The organism is Celeribacter sp. HF31 (genome assembly GCF_011806455.1).
In the GTDB taxonomy this organism is placed as follows: Bacteria; Pseudomonadota; Alphaproteobacteria; order Rhodobacterales; family Rhodobacteraceae; genus Celeribacter.
Genome location: NZ_JAATOT010000004.1, coordinates 39,006 through 51,030, shown reverse-complemented (window position 1 = coordinate 51,030; position 12,025 = coordinate 39,006). Strand labels below are relative to the sequence as shown.

Genomic DNA, 12,025 nt, shown 5'->3' with positions numbered 1-12,025 from the left:
CAGCCCCTGCCATGCGGGGCGAGGGGTGAAATGTCAAGTTTTGCCGGAGTTTTTGCGCTCAGTCCGGAGTTTTTCAAAGTAGGCGACGCGTTTTGACAGGTCACGTTCAAAGCCGCGTTCGACCGGTTTGTAGAACTGGGTGCGCGGCAGCGTGTCGGGGAAATAGTTCTGTCCGGAGAACGCATCCTCGGCGTCATGATCATAAGCATAGCCCGCGCCATAGCCCTGTTCAGACATGAGTTTTGTCGGCGCGTTGAGGATATGTTTCGGAGGCGGCTCCGATCCGGTTTTCCGCGCCGCTTCGCGCGCGGCTTTGAAGGCCGTGTAGACCGCATTGGATTTCGGCGCGAGCGCCAGATAGACCACGGCCTGCGCCAGAGCCAATTCGCCTTCGGGCGAGCCAAGGCGTTCGTAGCTTTCCCAGGCATGAAGGGCGATGGTATGGGCCTGCGGGTCAGCGAGCTGGATGTCCTCGATCGCCATCCGCAACAGACGCCGCGCGAGATAGCGCGGATCTTCGCCGCCTTCCAGCATCCGGTTGAACCAATAAAGCGCCGCATCCGGGTCGGACCCGCGCACGGATTTGTGCAGCGCGGAGATCAGGTTGTAATGCTCGTCACCCGATTTGTCGTATTTCGCGGCGCGACGCATCAACCGTTTTCCAAGCTGTTCCGGGTCCAGCGGATCGGCCACTTTCCAAGCGGCGATCTGTTCAATGAGGTTCAAAAGCGTGCGCCCGTCGCCATCAGCCATCTCAAAGAGCGACCGACGCGCCGCCTCGGTCAGCGGAAGCACCTTGCCAAGCTCATGCTCTGCCCGCTGGGCCAGCTGATCCAAATCCTCTGGCGTGAGCCGTGTCAGCACCATGACCTGCGAGCGAGACAGCACAGCGGCGTTCAACTCGAAAGAGGGGTTTTCCGTTGTGGCGCCCACGAGGAGGATGGTGCCGTCTTCCATATGCGGCAGGAAACTGTCCTGCTGCGCCTTGTTGAAGCGATGGATCTCGTCGACGAACAAAAGCGTGCCCTGCCCGTTCGCACGGCGCATTTTTGCGGCTTCAAAGACCTTCCGCAGCTCGGGGACACCGGAGAAAATCGCGGAAATTTGCACGAAATGCAGGTCGGTTTCATCGGCCAAAAGACGTGCGATGGTGGTCTTACCCACCCCCGGCGGTCCCCAGAAAATGATTGAAGACAGCGAGCCGGAGGCCAGCATCACGCCCAAGGGCGCGTCGGGGCCGAGCACCTGTTGTTGGCCGATCACCTCGGACAGCTGTTTCGGGCGCAAACGGTCCGCCAAAGGGCGGTGCGCGGTGCTTGGGTCAGGGACAGGATCGTCTTTTGAAAACAGGTCGGCCATGGCCGGAGATTACGCCGCCAATCAGGTGGGCGAAAGAGGTTTCGGGGCCGAAATGGCAGCGTTTCGGCCCCGATTTCGAAGGCATGGTCTCAGTGCAGTTTGTTGATCAGATTGATCCGCATACAGGCGTTGCGCGCTCCGCCGATGTCCATCACCGGCCCGATGACGTCAATGTCGAGACCGACACGACGGCCCCAGCGATTGCCATTTTCAGGGATCAAACAAATGACCGAGGTCGCGCCAAGTTCGCGCGCCGAATTGGTCATTTCTCCAATCAGGCTCATCTGGACCCGCATCCGTTGTTTCGCGGGCACGCGTGGTGACACGAAAATCCGGCTGGATTCCCAGACATGCGGCGCGACGGGGGCTTCGTCAAACAAAAGATCGGTCGGGATACTGTCCAAAAGGCCGCGTTGAGCATCGCGGATCATATAGGAATAAATGCCACATTTCGTGGTTGTAGGGGTCAAGCGGATACCGGCCAACACATCGCCGAACTCATGAACCGCGATCCAACGGGATGCGGGAGTATCATACTGGTCATATTCCATGCCGTCTGCCTGGGGCAAATCCCACTTCGCGTGCTGAATGAAGGTTTCGTGTCTGGCGCGAAGCATGTTGGCGAAAAGATCGCCATGGTTGTGCAGGTTGGCAAAAGAAAGCGTGGTCGTTTGCATGGTACGTCTCCGGTGTTGGTTGAGTTCTTCAACGCAACGCAGGAGCGAGTACCGTCATAGCAGCTTGATCTCCTTGGCTTTTTGAATGGCCTCTGAGGTGGTCCGGGCCATGAGACGTTCTCGGGCGGAAACGAGTCGCGCTTTGAGCGCGCTCTCCGAAATTCCGAGCTTGGCCGCGGCTGCTGCATGACGATCACCGCCTGCGATGCACCGGAGGGCCTGAATTTGCGCCTGTGTCAAATCTGTTTGAGGTTCTGAAATTTCATGAAGGGTGCGCACGATCGTGGCGATTTTACTGATTTCCTGATCGGTAAATTCGCGGTCAGACCTTGCGCATCCGACGATTGATCTCGACTGAACCGGTCCACAGGACACGGCAACACCAAAGTTCAGGCCGAATTCGGCGGCCTGCCTCCAAATATTGAATGGATCGGGGAGTTCTATTTCGCTCCACCTTTTTGCCCCTTCGCAAGACAATCCCCATGCGATCATCGGATCTCTCAACGCGTAAGCGTTCACAGCGTAATGTTCGAGCCATTTCGGATCGTAATTTGCCTCAGAAACAATTGGGGCAGCGAAACGAATATGCAGCCCGGCGGAATAGCCTGCGGGCGACATGGCTCTTAATTGAGCGAACTGGCGATTGAGTTCCGTTGTGTCAGACATTGAAAATACATTCTCTTGCGAAAGGTGTGACAACCTATGGGCGATCACTGATTTAAGATTTAAACCACAGAGTCACTTTTGGGAAGCCCAAATAGAACAACTGGTAAAAAGCGACAGAAAACGCCGGGTTGTTTGCCGCGATTTTATGCGTTTTATCTTTCTGCCTTTCGCCCCCTCACCCAAGAAAAAAGCCCCGCTCTTCAGCGGGGCTTTCGCATTCGATCCGGTAGAAACTGAAAAGATCAGTCTTCGGCAGCCAGAGCAGCGTCTTCGGCTTCGAGGCGGGCTTTGTCGGCGGCGCCTTTGGCGGCCGGATCGCGGTCCACGAGCTCGATGATCGCCATCGGAGCCATATCGCCGTAGCGGAAGCCGGCTTTCAGAACGCGGGTGTAACCACCGGCGCGCTCGGCGTAACGCGGGCCGAGGATTTCAAAGAGTTTCGCAACGTCTTTGTCCTGCTTGAGCTGGGATGCAGCTTGGCGACGGGCGTGCAGATCGCCACGTTTGCCGAGCGTGATCAGCTTGTCCATGATGCGCTTAAGCTCTTTGGCTTTCGGCAGCGTGGTTTTGATTTGTTCGTGCTCGATGAGCGAGCCAGCCATGTTGGAGAACATCGCTTTGCGGTGTTCGTGGGTCCGGTTCAGGCGGCGGTAACCTTTAGCATGACGCATTTTCTATCTCCTTTAGCGTGTTTTGCTTTGTCTGGCAGCCGATGCGTGTCAGCCACTCTCCTTGGGGCATTTGCCCGTGTATTCCCCGCAAGATGCGGGCATTTGGGGGGAGGTCGAAACCTCCCCCGAAGGTCTTAGAACTGGTCTTCGAATTTCTTGGCCAGATCTTCGATGTTCTCAGGCGGCCACTCTTCGACATCCATGCCGAGGTGCAGGCCCATGCCGGACAGAACCTCTTTGATCTCGTTCAGAGACTTGCGGCCGAAGTTCGGGGTGCGGAGCATCTCGGCTTCGGTTTTCTGGATGAGATCGCCGATGTAGACGATGTTGTCGTTCTTGAGGCAGTTTGCCGAACGGACAGACAGTTCCAGCTCGTCCACTTTCTTCAAGAGAAGCGGGTTGAACTCGAGACCATCGTCTTCTTCCTGACGACCAGCCGATTCCGGCTCGTCGAAGTTCACGAAGATGCCCAGCTGATCCTGAAGGATGCGCGCAGCGAAGGCCACGGCGTCTTCCGGGGTCACGGAACCGTCGGTTTCGATTTTCATCGTCAGCTTGTCATAGTCGAGCACCTGACCTTCACGGGTCGGCTGCACGTCGTAGGACACTTTCTTGACCGGCGAATAGATCGCGTCGACCGGGATCAGGCCGATCGGCGCATCTTCCGGTTTGTTCTTGTCGGCGGAAACGTAGCCTTTGCCGGTGTTCACGGTCAGTTCCATGAACAGATCGGCGCCATCGTCGAGGTGGCAGATCACGTGATCCTTGTTCAGAACCTCGATGCCGGCGGATTCGGAGATGTCACCAGCGGTGACAACCATCGGACCCTTGGCGGAGATGGAAAGACGCTTCGGTCCTTCGACTTCCATGCGCAGGGACACGCCTTTGAGGTTCAGGATGATGTCGGTGACGTCTTCACGCACACCGGCAACAGACGAGAATTCATGCAGAACGTTGTCGATCTGGACGGAGGTGATGGCCGCGCCCTGAAGCGACGACATCAACACGCGACGCAGCGCGTTGCCCAACGTCAGACCAAAGCCGCGCTCAAGCGGTTCGGCAACGAGGGTGGCCTGACGTGCGGGTTCATTGCCCGGCTTCACATCAAGCTGTTGCGGTTTAATGAGCTCGGCCCAATTTTTGTGGATCATGCTGGTGCCTCCATTCTTGTTCTAACGCCCATGTCCTAAAGCGATAGAACGCCCGAGGGGTCTCTAAAACGCACAAAAGGACCGCGGGCACGAAGACCCGCGATCCGAAATCTATACAGTCGATTACACGCGGCGACGCTTCGGCGGGCGGCAGCCGTTGTGGGCAATCGGGGTCACGTCGCGGATGGACGTGATGTTGAAGCCGATAGCAGCCAGAGCGCGCAGAGCGGACTCACGGCCAGAGCCGGGGCCCTGAACTTCGACTTCGAGGGTTTTCACGCCGTGATCCTGAGCTTTTTTTCCAGCGTCCTCAGCAGCCATCTGAGCGGCGTAGGGCGTGGATTTCCGGGAGCCTTTGAAGCCCATGGTGCCAGCGGACGACCAGGAGATCGCATTGCCTTGCACGTCGGAGATCAGGATTTTGGTGTTGTTGAAGGTGGAGTTCACGTGAGCAACGCCTGCGGCGATGTTCTTGGAAGCCTTCTTCTTTGTCGTACGACGGGTATCGCGTGCCATTGGTCAGTTCTCCCCTTACTTCTTCTTGCCAGCGATGGCCTTTGCGGGGCCTTTGCGGGTGCGAGCGTTGGTGTGGGTACGTTGACCGCGAACCGGGAGGTTACGACGGTGACGCAGGCCGCGGTAGCAGCCGAGGTCCATGAGACGCTTGATGTTCATCTGCGTTTCACGGCGCAGGTCGCCTTCCACGGTGTAGTTGGCGTCGATGTGCTCGCGGATGGCGAGAACTTCGGCGTCAGACAGCTCGTTGACGCGACGGGTGAGATCGATGCCAACAGCTTCGCAGATAGCAACGGCAGAGGTGTTGCCAATGCCCGTGATGTAGGTGAGCGCGATCGGAACGCGCTTCGCGGTCGGGATGTTTACGCCGGCGATACGTGCCACGTTATTTTCCTTTCGTTGCGGTTCCGTAGTCCCGGAACCTTTTTTCACAACGGAAGCTCGCGGGACAAAACCAGCGAGCCACAGCTGAATTCAGGTGATGATTGAAACAAGCTCTTCTGGATGAACCGCCTGTATTCGAATCTTTTTCCCTAAGGGGATGGGTTGCCATAGATGCGAATCGTCCAAGGGTCAAGACCTGACGCTAAATACACTGACTTTGCGGCGACATCCCGAACAAAAGCGTTGCTCTTTTAACTGAGACAGGGAAAAAGGAAAACGCTTTAAACAGATAAACGTATGTGAATGCTTCACACGAAATCCGAAATCCGAAATCCCGATTTAGTGCGAATCTCGCGACGCTCCCTCATCGCACCGCCCGCCCCGACCAGGCCGCCGCGTGACGTCAGACCAAGGACAGAGGCATGCCACCGGCCAAGCCCCGAATACCGCCCCAAATCGCACACCACTGCGCTGAACGCCAAAGTCTTTTGAGGCTGCGGGGCCACCTGCCTCACGTGCTCGAAATCGAACACCCTGCGCGCCTACGGGATGTGGAACTCAGAGGCGATGTGGCGATTGCGGGCTACAGCTACGTGGGGGCGCAAAGCGAGATTTCCAACGCCAAAATCGGTCGCTTCTGCTCCATCGCCCGCCGCGTTGTGATCGGGACGGACGAACATCCGGTGACCCATCTGACAACCCACCCTCTCAGCTTTGGTGGCGGCGATGGCTTTGCAAAAGATCCCTATTTTGCCGCAACGCGGTCCCGCGTGCCCTCGCCGCGAGGCCCCATAACCCAGATCGGTCACGATGTCTGGATCGGTGACGGCGCCTTTATCCGGGCAGGTGTCAGCATCGGCACAGGCGCGATCATCGGCGCACGCGCTGTTGTGACCCGCGATGTCGCCCCCTACGAAGTTGTCGCGGGCCTTCCGGCAAGACCGCTGCGCAAGCGCTTTTCCCCCGAGATGATCACGCGCCTGTTGCAAAGCCGGTGGTGGCAGCTCGACCTGCGTGCGCTTGATCTCGATCTGGCCGACCCGGCAAGCTGCCTCGATCAAATAGACGCGGCCGGAGACAACCTCGTTCCGCTGTCTCTCCAGAGCGACCGGATCGAACGCCGCCCCGGGGTCGGCATCTTTCTCAACGGCGCTCCTCTTGAGACTTAGCTTGCGCGCATAAAAAAGCCCCCTCCGCACCGAGGCGCGAAGGGGGCTCAAAACGGTTTCTTGCGGATTATGCCAGAGCTTTGGCGATGTCTGCAGAGACCTGCTCCATGCTCTGAAGCCCGTCAACGGTCTTCAGATCGCCTTTGGCGTAGTAGTAGCCAATCAGCGGGGAGGTCTTTTTATAATATTCCATCAGGCGGATTTTGACGCTCTCTTCGTTGTCGTCCGCCCGCGCTTCCTTACCGGCTGCAACCGCCTCGGCCGCGCGGTTGACGATGCGCTTCACCAGCGTGTCGTCATCCACTTCCAACAGGATCACCGCCTCAAGCTGCGCCCCGTTGCGGGACAAAAGCTCGGCCAGAGCGTCGGCTTGGCCCAGCGTGCGCGGGAAACCGTCGAAGATGAAACCGGCGGCATTGCCGACCTTGATCTTCTCTTCGATCAGACCGATCACGATCTCGTCGGTGACGAGTTGACCGGCATCCATGATCGCCGCAACCTTTTTGCCCATTTCCGTGCCGGAGGTCTTTGCTTCACGCAGCATATCCCCGGTCGAAAGTTGCACCATGCCTCGCTCCTCCACGAGACGTTGCGCCTGAGTTCCCTTGCCCGCGCCCGGCGGTCCAAGCAGAATAATGTTCATCGTCTTGCTGTCCCTCTTTTGCTGCGCTTCCTCCCGCGCAGCTGAGATTTCTCGATCAGCCCCTCATACTGGTGCGCCAGCAGGTGGGACTGGACTTGTTGAATCGTGTCCATCGTCACCGATACCACAATCAACACCGAAGTGCCGCCAAAATAGAAGGGGATGGCGAACTGGCTCCGAAGAATTTCCGGCAACAGACACACTGCGGCCAAATAGGCGGAGCCGATCACGAGGAGACGGGCCACGATATAATCGAGGTGTTCCTCGGTCTTCTTCCCCGGACGGATGCCGGGGATGAATCCATTCTGGTTCTTCAGGTTCTTGGCCACGTCTTCCGATTTGAAGGCGACGTTGGCGGTGTAGAAATAGGCGAAGAAGACGATCATCGCCGTGAAGAACAGAAGGTAAAGCGGTTGACCCGGGCCAAAGTAGGCGAGGATCGTGGACATCACCGGACCGACATCAGACTGACCGGAGAAGGTCGCGATGGTGGTCGGCAAAAGCAACAGGGACGAGGCGAAGATCGCCGGGATCACGCCCGCCGGGTTCACCTTGATCGGCAGGTGCGAGGACTGCGCGTCATAGATTTTCATGCCCTGCTGGCGGCGCGGGTATTGGATATGCACCTTGCGCAGCGCGCGCTCCATGAAGACCACAAAGGCGATCACGGCCACGACCATGGCAATCACGATCAGCGTCACGAAGGGAGAGATCGCGCCGGACCGGCCGGAGGCAAAGAACTGCGCCAGAGCGCCCGGGATCTCGGCCACGATGCCGACGAAAATGATCAGAGAGATACCATTGCCGATGCCGCGGTTGGTGATTTGCTCACCGAGCCACATCAGGAACATGGTGCCACCGACCAGCGTGATCACCACACCGGCACGGAAATACCAACCCGGATCATGGGCCAGGTTCCCGGCCTCCAAAGAGGCGGCGAGACCGTAGGCCTGGAACAGCGCCAGGGCGACCGTGCCGAAACGGGTGTATTGGTTGATCTTTTTACGGCCCGCTTCGCCCTCTTTCTTGAGGTTTTCAAGCGATGGCACCATCGAGGTCAGAAGCTGCACGATGATGGAGGCGGAGATGTAGGGCATGATGCCGAGCGCAAAAATCCCCATCCGACCCAGCGCACCGCCGGTGAACATCGACAGGATGCCCCCGATGCCCGACGCGGCCTGTTCCATAAAGTCACGAAGCGCGTTGCCGTCGATCCCCGGCACCGGGATATAGGTGCCCAGACGGTACACGATCAAAAGACCGATGGTGAAAAAGATACGCTGGCGAAGCTCCTTGGCCTTCCCGAAGGTGCCCCAGTCGAGGTTCGCCGCCATTTGTTCTGCTGCGGATGCCATTAATGGTCTCTCTATTCACGACAGCGCCGCCCGACCGGGCTTTCCGGAGGGCGGCGCTTGGAAAACTCAAACCTGATGTAAGGGGCTGAGCCCCTCGTCACAAGTCTTATTCGGCTGCCGCGTCGGCCTTTGCGGCCACGGTGAGCGAACCGCCTGCTTTTTCGACAGCTTCGACAGCGGATTTGGAGGCGCCGGTGACGGTGATGATCAGTTTGGATTTGACATCGCCTTTCGCCAGAACGCGGATACCGTCCAGTTTGCGACGCACGAGGCCGGACGCCACGAGGCTGTCTTCGGTCACGTTGGCGGCGTCGAGTTTGCCGGCTTCGATGAATTTCTCGATCAGGCCGAGGTTCACAACAGCGAATTTCGCGCGGTTCGGCTTGTTAAAGCCACGCTTCGGCAGACGTTGGTAGAGCGGCATCTGGCCGCCCTCGTAGCCTTTGATGGCCACGCCGGAACGGGATTTTTGACCTTTGATACCACGGCCACCCATTTTACCTTTGCCCGAACCCGGGCCACGGCCAACGCGCATGCGTTTCTTGGTTGCGCCTTCGTTGTCGCGCAGTTCATGCAATTTCATGTCGCTTCTCCTTGCCGGATGTGCCCTCCAGCGACGGAGTGGGCAACCACGGCTTACATGTGTTGATTCTTATGGACCTTAGGAGTCCACCGGGGGCGTATAGACGCTTGGCGCTTTGCGATCAAGCCTCTGCACTGCTTGTTTTCCGCATCTTCTGAGCAAAACACCCCACAGTCTCCTGCGGGGTGCGTGTCCTGTCCAGAGGCCGACGTACATGCGCCGCGCCCGCGTGTCACTCTGCGGTGGCGCGCAGGTATTCTTTCCAGGTCGGAACAGGGCCGGCATGCCAATGGGCACGCATCGCGAAGAGACCATTGAAGAACGGACGCAGAAGCGATTGGAAAGAGGTGGCGAGCATGGTCGGATCCTTTGTCTTATATCTCAGGGAGCAGAAGCTCAGATGCGCGCAGCGGTGCTGCGGGCGATGTCCATGATGTCGGAACGGCCAAGGCCAATATCGGCCAGCTCGTGATCCGTCAGAGCATTGAGTTCGTTGTAGGTTTTCGCGAAAGCGCGCTGACGGGCAAAGCTCAGGCGGATGCCTTCGATGATGTCGCGAACGGTGTCGATCAAACCTGCGCCTGCGGCGATGCGGGCCGTGTCATTGTAGTGTGCCATAGTGTTTTTCCTTTTGCCGGGACCGTATGTCCCGCGAATCTGTATGTTTGGTTCTCTTTAGGAGCACGGCTCATGTAGAGGGGGACGCCAAAATTGACATCCCCCAGTTTTTGCGACTCTGGTATGCACAAAATGCATGCAGTTTATAAACTGACTAGATTTTATGCATACCCTTGGTCACTGATGCTGGCTGGGATGGGTTTCCATCCAATGCACCCCCGGTTCCGACAGGTCGAAAGCGGACAGATCGAAGGCGGGAATGCTGGTCATGAAGTTTTCGAACCAGTCGTGGAAAGCTTTGACGAGAATATTCATTTCAGGCTCCTCTCAGGCAGATCGGCTTTACGCCGGTGATGAGGAAACTCTGCGCCCGAAATCTTAACAGCCACCAAACCGAATGGGGCGGAAAAAGGGCCTATCCTTCGAATTTGTCTGACCTCGTTTTAGAACAAGGCCCCTTGCACGGATTGCGCGAGCTCGGTCATGCGGTCCTTACCGTAAGGTCCGACCAGCGCGTAATGCCAGCTGCCGCCCTGCCAATGCACCATCGTCAGCGTCTCTGTGTCACCATAGCGCAGAGAACTATTGGCCTCATCCGCCGTCGGCGTCAGATAAAGCGTCACCCGCGTGCCCTGCCCGTCCTCATACATGAATTGCGCGGCGGCGCCCTGTTCAAAGGGCAAAAGCCGTCCTCCGACCAAGGACAACCCCTTGGCTGTCAGGTCAGGGATGCGCACCTCTGATCCCAAGCGATTGCTCAGCCACCCCTTGAGGTGATCGCGCTCGCCCGCCGTAACCTCGACCGGGTGCACCACCTCGACCGCATAGAGTTCATGGGCGGCTGAGGCGCTTTGCAGGATCGCGTCGCCCATCGGCATAGGCGTCGTCGAGCGCCCGGTCATGAGACCCGAGCCGAACCCCACCGCCACCAACACCACGGCGGCGGCCAATTGACGCCAGGGCACAGAAGGCCGCACAGCAGCCTCCGCCCTCTCCAAAATCTGTGAGACATCCGAAAGCTCGGGCAACGCGGAACGAAGCACCGCATCGCCGCGCATCACCTCTTCCACCGCCGCAGCCAAGGCGGGTTCGTCTTCCATGCGCCGTTCAAAGGCCATAACCTCGTCGCGCGTCATTTCGCCATCGACGTAGCGTCCGACCTGAACCGTATCACCTTCGTTCATGTCACACTCCTTAGCCGTGTCCCCGTCACCGGAGCCTCTTGTTTCAATTCGGATTTCAACGCCGCCCGCGCCCGCGACAGTCGCGACATCACGGTGCCGATCGGGATGTCCAAAGCTGTCGCCGTCTCTGCATAGCTCAGCCCGTCGATCACCACGAGCAAAAGCACATCGCGCTGCTCGATCGGAAGGGCATCCACCCGACGCAACATCTCGGCGGCCTCTAACCCCTGTTCGGGCGAGGGCGTGGCGTGTGCACTCAGATCAGCGTCTTCATAGGCGACATGCAGATGCCGCGCCGCGCCTTTATAGCCATTGCGATGAATGTTGAGCGCCATCTTGGCCAGCCAGGGCCGCAAAGGCCGGTCTTCCTGCCAAAGATGTCGTTTGCGCAGGGCGCGTTCGGCGCAGTCCTGCACCAGATCGTCAGCCCGCGCGCGGTCGCGCGTGAGCGCAAAGGCATAACGCCAAAGCCCCGGCAGCGCCTCTTTTAACTCTTGTCTGAATCGCGGCATGGCCTCGCCCTCGCAGATCCTCAAATCGGCGGAGAGGGCATCCCCTCCCCGCCTCGCATGAACCCGGACCAGATGGTCGCGAGCCATTCGGGAAAGCCGTTACGGGCGCGCGATATGCCAGACGTCCTTGACGCCATCGCCGGTCATATCGCCCGGATTTTCGTCCTTGACCCAAAGATAGAGCGGCTGGCCCTTATAGGCGACCTGTTCCGTGCCATCTTTGCGTGAAATCAGCGAATACCCTTTCGGAAGCTCCATCCCCGTCTCGCCGATGACCGGCGGCCAGAGGCCTGCACATTCGTCGTAGCAATTGGAGACACCCTTTTCATCCTTATCGAAGGTGTAAAGCGTCATATGGGTGTCGGCGGCCATGAGGTAGGTGTCTTCGCCGAGCTTGCCGGTCACCACGGGGGCATCGGCAGCAAAAGCGGTGGTGGCGAAGGCGGCCAGAACGGCGGCGTAAGGCAGGGTCTTGAGCATGTCTGTTCTCCAAAAACAACGTCTGCTCCGGTGCAGACATGAGAGATACAGTGCGAG

Annotated in this window: 17 protein-coding genes; 1 reads left to right on the top strand and 16 read right to left on the bottom strand. The window is 58.5% G+C overall.

What is annotated here, in order from left to right:
- Nucleotides 1–33: 33 nt before the first annotated feature.
- The 7 genes from HCZ23_RS09260 to rpsM all read right to left on the bottom strand — a co-directional run bounded on the left by HCZ23_RS09260 (nucleotide 34) and on the right by rpsM (nucleotide 5,424).
- Nucleotides 34–1,359, bottom strand: coding sequence for a replication-associated recombination protein A (locus HCZ23_RS09260; protein WP_167601457.1), 1,326 nt, complete (start codon nucleotides 1,357–1,359; stop codon nucleotides 34–36).
- Between the two features lie 89 nt (nucleotides 1,360–1,448).
- Nucleotides 1,449–2,036, bottom strand: coding sequence for an acyl-homoserine-lactone synthase (locus tag HCZ23_RS09255; RefSeq protein WP_167601456.1), 588 nt, complete (start codon nucleotides 2,034–2,036; stop codon nucleotides 1,449–1,451).
- Nucleotides 2,037–2,090: 54 nt separating this feature from the next.
- Nucleotides 2,091–2,702, bottom strand: coding sequence for an autoinducer binding domain-containing protein (locus HCZ23_RS09250; protein WP_167601455.1), 612 nt, complete (start codon nucleotides 2,700–2,702; stop codon nucleotides 2,091–2,093).
- 242 nt (nucleotides 2,703–2,944) lie between these two features.
- Nucleotides 2,945–3,373, bottom strand: a complete 429-nt coding sequence (rplQ, locus tag HCZ23_RS09245; RefSeq protein WP_167601454.1) for a 50S ribosomal protein L17 — start codon at nucleotides 3,371–3,373, stop codon at nucleotides 2,945–2,947.
- A 134-nt stretch (nucleotides 3,374–3,507) separates the two neighbouring features.
- Nucleotides 3,508–4,524 carry a DNA-directed RNA polymerase subunit alpha gene (locus HCZ23_RS09240; RefSeq protein WP_167601453.1) on the bottom strand — a complete coding sequence of 339 codons (1,017 nt, stop codon included), beginning with the start codon at nucleotides 4,522–4,524 and terminating at the stop codon, nucleotides 3,508–3,510.
- 123 nt (nucleotides 4,525–4,647) lie between these two features.
- Entirely contained in the window at nucleotides 4,648–5,040 is a 393-nt protein-coding gene (rpsK, locus tag HCZ23_RS09235; RefSeq protein ID WP_167601452.1) for a 30S ribosomal protein S11, read from the bottom strand.
- A gap of 15 nt (nucleotides 5,041–5,055) precedes the next feature.
- Complete coding sequence (gene rpsM / locus HCZ23_RS09230) at nucleotides 5,056–5,424, bottom strand: 30S ribosomal protein S13 (protein ID WP_167601451.1); 369 nt, start codon at nucleotides 5,422–5,424, stop codon at nucleotides 5,056–5,058.
- A 551-nt stretch (nucleotides 5,425–5,975) separates the two neighbouring features.
- On the opposite strand from rpsM, the gene HCZ23_RS09225 reads away from it, so the two are divergent.
- The gene (locus HCZ23_RS09225; RefSeq protein ID WP_254870050.1) at nucleotides 5,976–6,593 is read left to right on the top strand and encodes a CatB-related O-acetyltransferase; all 618 of its coding nucleotides are present in this window, start codon (nucleotides 5,976–5,978) and stop codon (nucleotides 6,591–6,593) included.
- A 67-nt stretch (nucleotides 6,594–6,660) separates the two neighbouring features.
- On the opposite strand, the gene HCZ23_RS09220 is transcribed toward HCZ23_RS09225, so the two are convergent.
- The 9 genes from HCZ23_RS09220 to HCZ23_RS09185 all read right to left on the bottom strand — a co-directional run bounded on the left by HCZ23_RS09220 (nucleotide 6,661) and on the right by HCZ23_RS09185 (nucleotide 11,968).
- Nucleotides 6,661–7,236, bottom strand: a complete 576-nt coding sequence (locus HCZ23_RS09220; RefSeq protein WP_167601449.1) for an adenylate kinase — start codon at nucleotides 7,234–7,236, stop codon at nucleotides 6,661–6,663.
- A complete protein-coding gene (gene secY / locus HCZ23_RS09215) occupies nucleotides 7,233–8,591 on the bottom strand; it encodes a preprotein translocase subunit SecY (RefSeq protein WP_175580888.1) in 1,359 nt (452 codons plus the stop codon). Before secY ends, HCZ23_RS09220 begins: the two co-directional genes overlap by 4 nt.
- A gap of 106 nt (nucleotides 8,592–8,697) precedes the next feature.
- Entirely contained in the window at nucleotides 8,698–9,174 is a 477-nt protein-coding gene (rplO, locus tag HCZ23_RS09210; RefSeq protein ID WP_167601448.1) for a 50S ribosomal protein L15, read from the bottom strand.
- 232 nt (nucleotides 9,175–9,406) lie between these two features.
- On the bottom strand, nucleotides 9,407–9,532 hold the full coding sequence (locus tag HCZ23_RS18230; RefSeq protein ID WP_303048535.1) for a hypothetical protein: 126 nt from the start codon (nucleotides 9,530–9,532) through the stop codon (nucleotides 9,407–9,409).
- Between the two features lie 38 nt (nucleotides 9,533–9,570).
- Nucleotides 9,571–9,792, bottom strand: coding sequence for a DUF1127 domain-containing protein (locus HCZ23_RS09205; RefSeq protein WP_167601447.1), 222 nt, complete (start codon nucleotides 9,790–9,792; stop codon nucleotides 9,571–9,573).
- 177 nt (nucleotides 9,793–9,969) lie between these two features.
- Nucleotides 9,970–10,107: a hypothetical protein gene (locus HCZ23_RS09200; RefSeq protein WP_167601446.1), complete on the bottom strand. Its 138-nt coding sequence runs from the start codon at nucleotides 10,105–10,107 to the stop codon at nucleotides 9,970–9,972.
- Nucleotides 10,108–10,235: 128 nt separating this feature from the next.
- Nucleotides 10,236–10,976, bottom strand: coding sequence for an anti-sigma factor (locus HCZ23_RS09195; protein ID WP_167601445.1), 741 nt, complete (start codon nucleotides 10,974–10,976; stop codon nucleotides 10,236–10,238).
- Nucleotides 10,973–11,488, bottom strand: coding sequence for an RNA polymerase sigma factor (locus HCZ23_RS09190; protein ID WP_167601444.1), 516 nt, complete (start codon nucleotides 11,486–11,488; stop codon nucleotides 10,973–10,975). Before HCZ23_RS09190 ends, HCZ23_RS09195 begins: the two co-directional genes overlap by 4 nt.
- Nucleotides 11,489–11,587: 99 nt before the next feature.
- Nucleotides 11,588–11,968: a hypothetical protein gene (locus HCZ23_RS09185; RefSeq protein ID WP_167601443.1), complete on the bottom strand. Its 381-nt coding sequence runs from the start codon at nucleotides 11,966–11,968 to the stop codon at nucleotides 11,588–11,590.
- Between the last annotated feature and the right edge of the window lie 57 nt (nucleotides 11,969–12,025).

What these genes read in the sequence shown, in the direction of transcription:
- HCZ23_RS09190 (WP_167601444.1), bottom strand. Translation starts at nt 11,488, where the DNA reads ATGCCGCGATTCAGACAAGAGTTAAAAGAGGCGCTGCCGGGGCTTTGG.
- rpsK (WP_167601452.1), bottom strand. Translation starts at nt 5,040, where the DNA reads ATGGCACGCGATACCCGTCGTACGACAAAGAAGAAGGCTTCCAAGAAC.
- HCZ23_RS09220 (WP_167601449.1), bottom strand. Translation starts at nt 7,236, where the DNA reads ATGAACATTATTCTGCTTGGACCGCCGGGCGCGGGCAAGGGAACTCAG.
- HCZ23_RS09250 (WP_167601455.1), bottom strand. Translation starts at nt 2,702, where the DNA reads ATGTCTGACACAACGGAACTCAATCGCCAGTTCGCTCAATTAAGAGCC.
- HCZ23_RS09185 (WP_167601443.1), bottom strand. Translation starts at nt 11,968, where the DNA reads ATGCTCAAGACCCTGCCTTACGCCGCCGTTCTGGCCGCCTTCGCCACC.
- rplQ (WP_167601454.1), bottom strand. Translation starts at nt 3,373, where the DNA reads ATGCGTCATGCTAAAGGTTACCGCCGCCTGAACCGGACCCACGAACAC.
- HCZ23_RS18230 (WP_303048535.1), bottom strand. Translation starts at nt 9,532, where the DNA reads ATGCTCGCCACCTCTTTCCAATCGCTTCTGCGTCCGTTCTTCAATGGT.
- HCZ23_RS09260 (WP_167601457.1), bottom strand. Translation starts at nt 1,359, where the DNA reads ATGGCCGACCTGTTTTCAAAAGACGATCCTGTCCCTGACCCAAGCACC.
- secY (WP_175580888.1), bottom strand. Translation starts at nt 8,591, where the DNA reads ATGGCATCCGCAGCAGAACAAATGGCGGCGAACCTCGACTGGGGCACC.
- HCZ23_RS09205 (WP_167601447.1), bottom strand. Translation starts at nt 9,792, where the DNA reads ATGGCACACTACAATGACACGGCCCGCATCGCCGCAGGCGCAGGTTTG.
- HCZ23_RS09195 (WP_167601445.1), bottom strand. Translation starts at nt 10,976, where the DNA reads ATGAACGAAGGTGATACGGTTCAGGTCGGACGCTACGTCGATGGCGAA.
- rplO (WP_167601448.1), bottom strand. Translation starts at nt 9,174, where the DNA reads ATGAAATTGCATGAACTGCGCGACAACGAAGGCGCAACCAAGAAACGC.
- HCZ23_RS09240 (WP_167601453.1), bottom strand. Translation starts at nt 4,524, where the DNA reads ATGATCCACAAAAATTGGGCCGAGCTCATTAAACCGCAACAGCTTGAT.
- HCZ23_RS09255 (WP_167601456.1), bottom strand. Translation starts at nt 2,036, where the DNA reads ATGCAAACGACCACGCTTTCTTTTGCCAACCTGCACAACCATGGCGAT.
- HCZ23_RS09200 (WP_167601446.1), bottom strand. Translation starts at nt 10,107, where the DNA reads ATGAATATTCTCGTCAAAGCTTTCCACGACTGGTTCGAAAACTTCATG.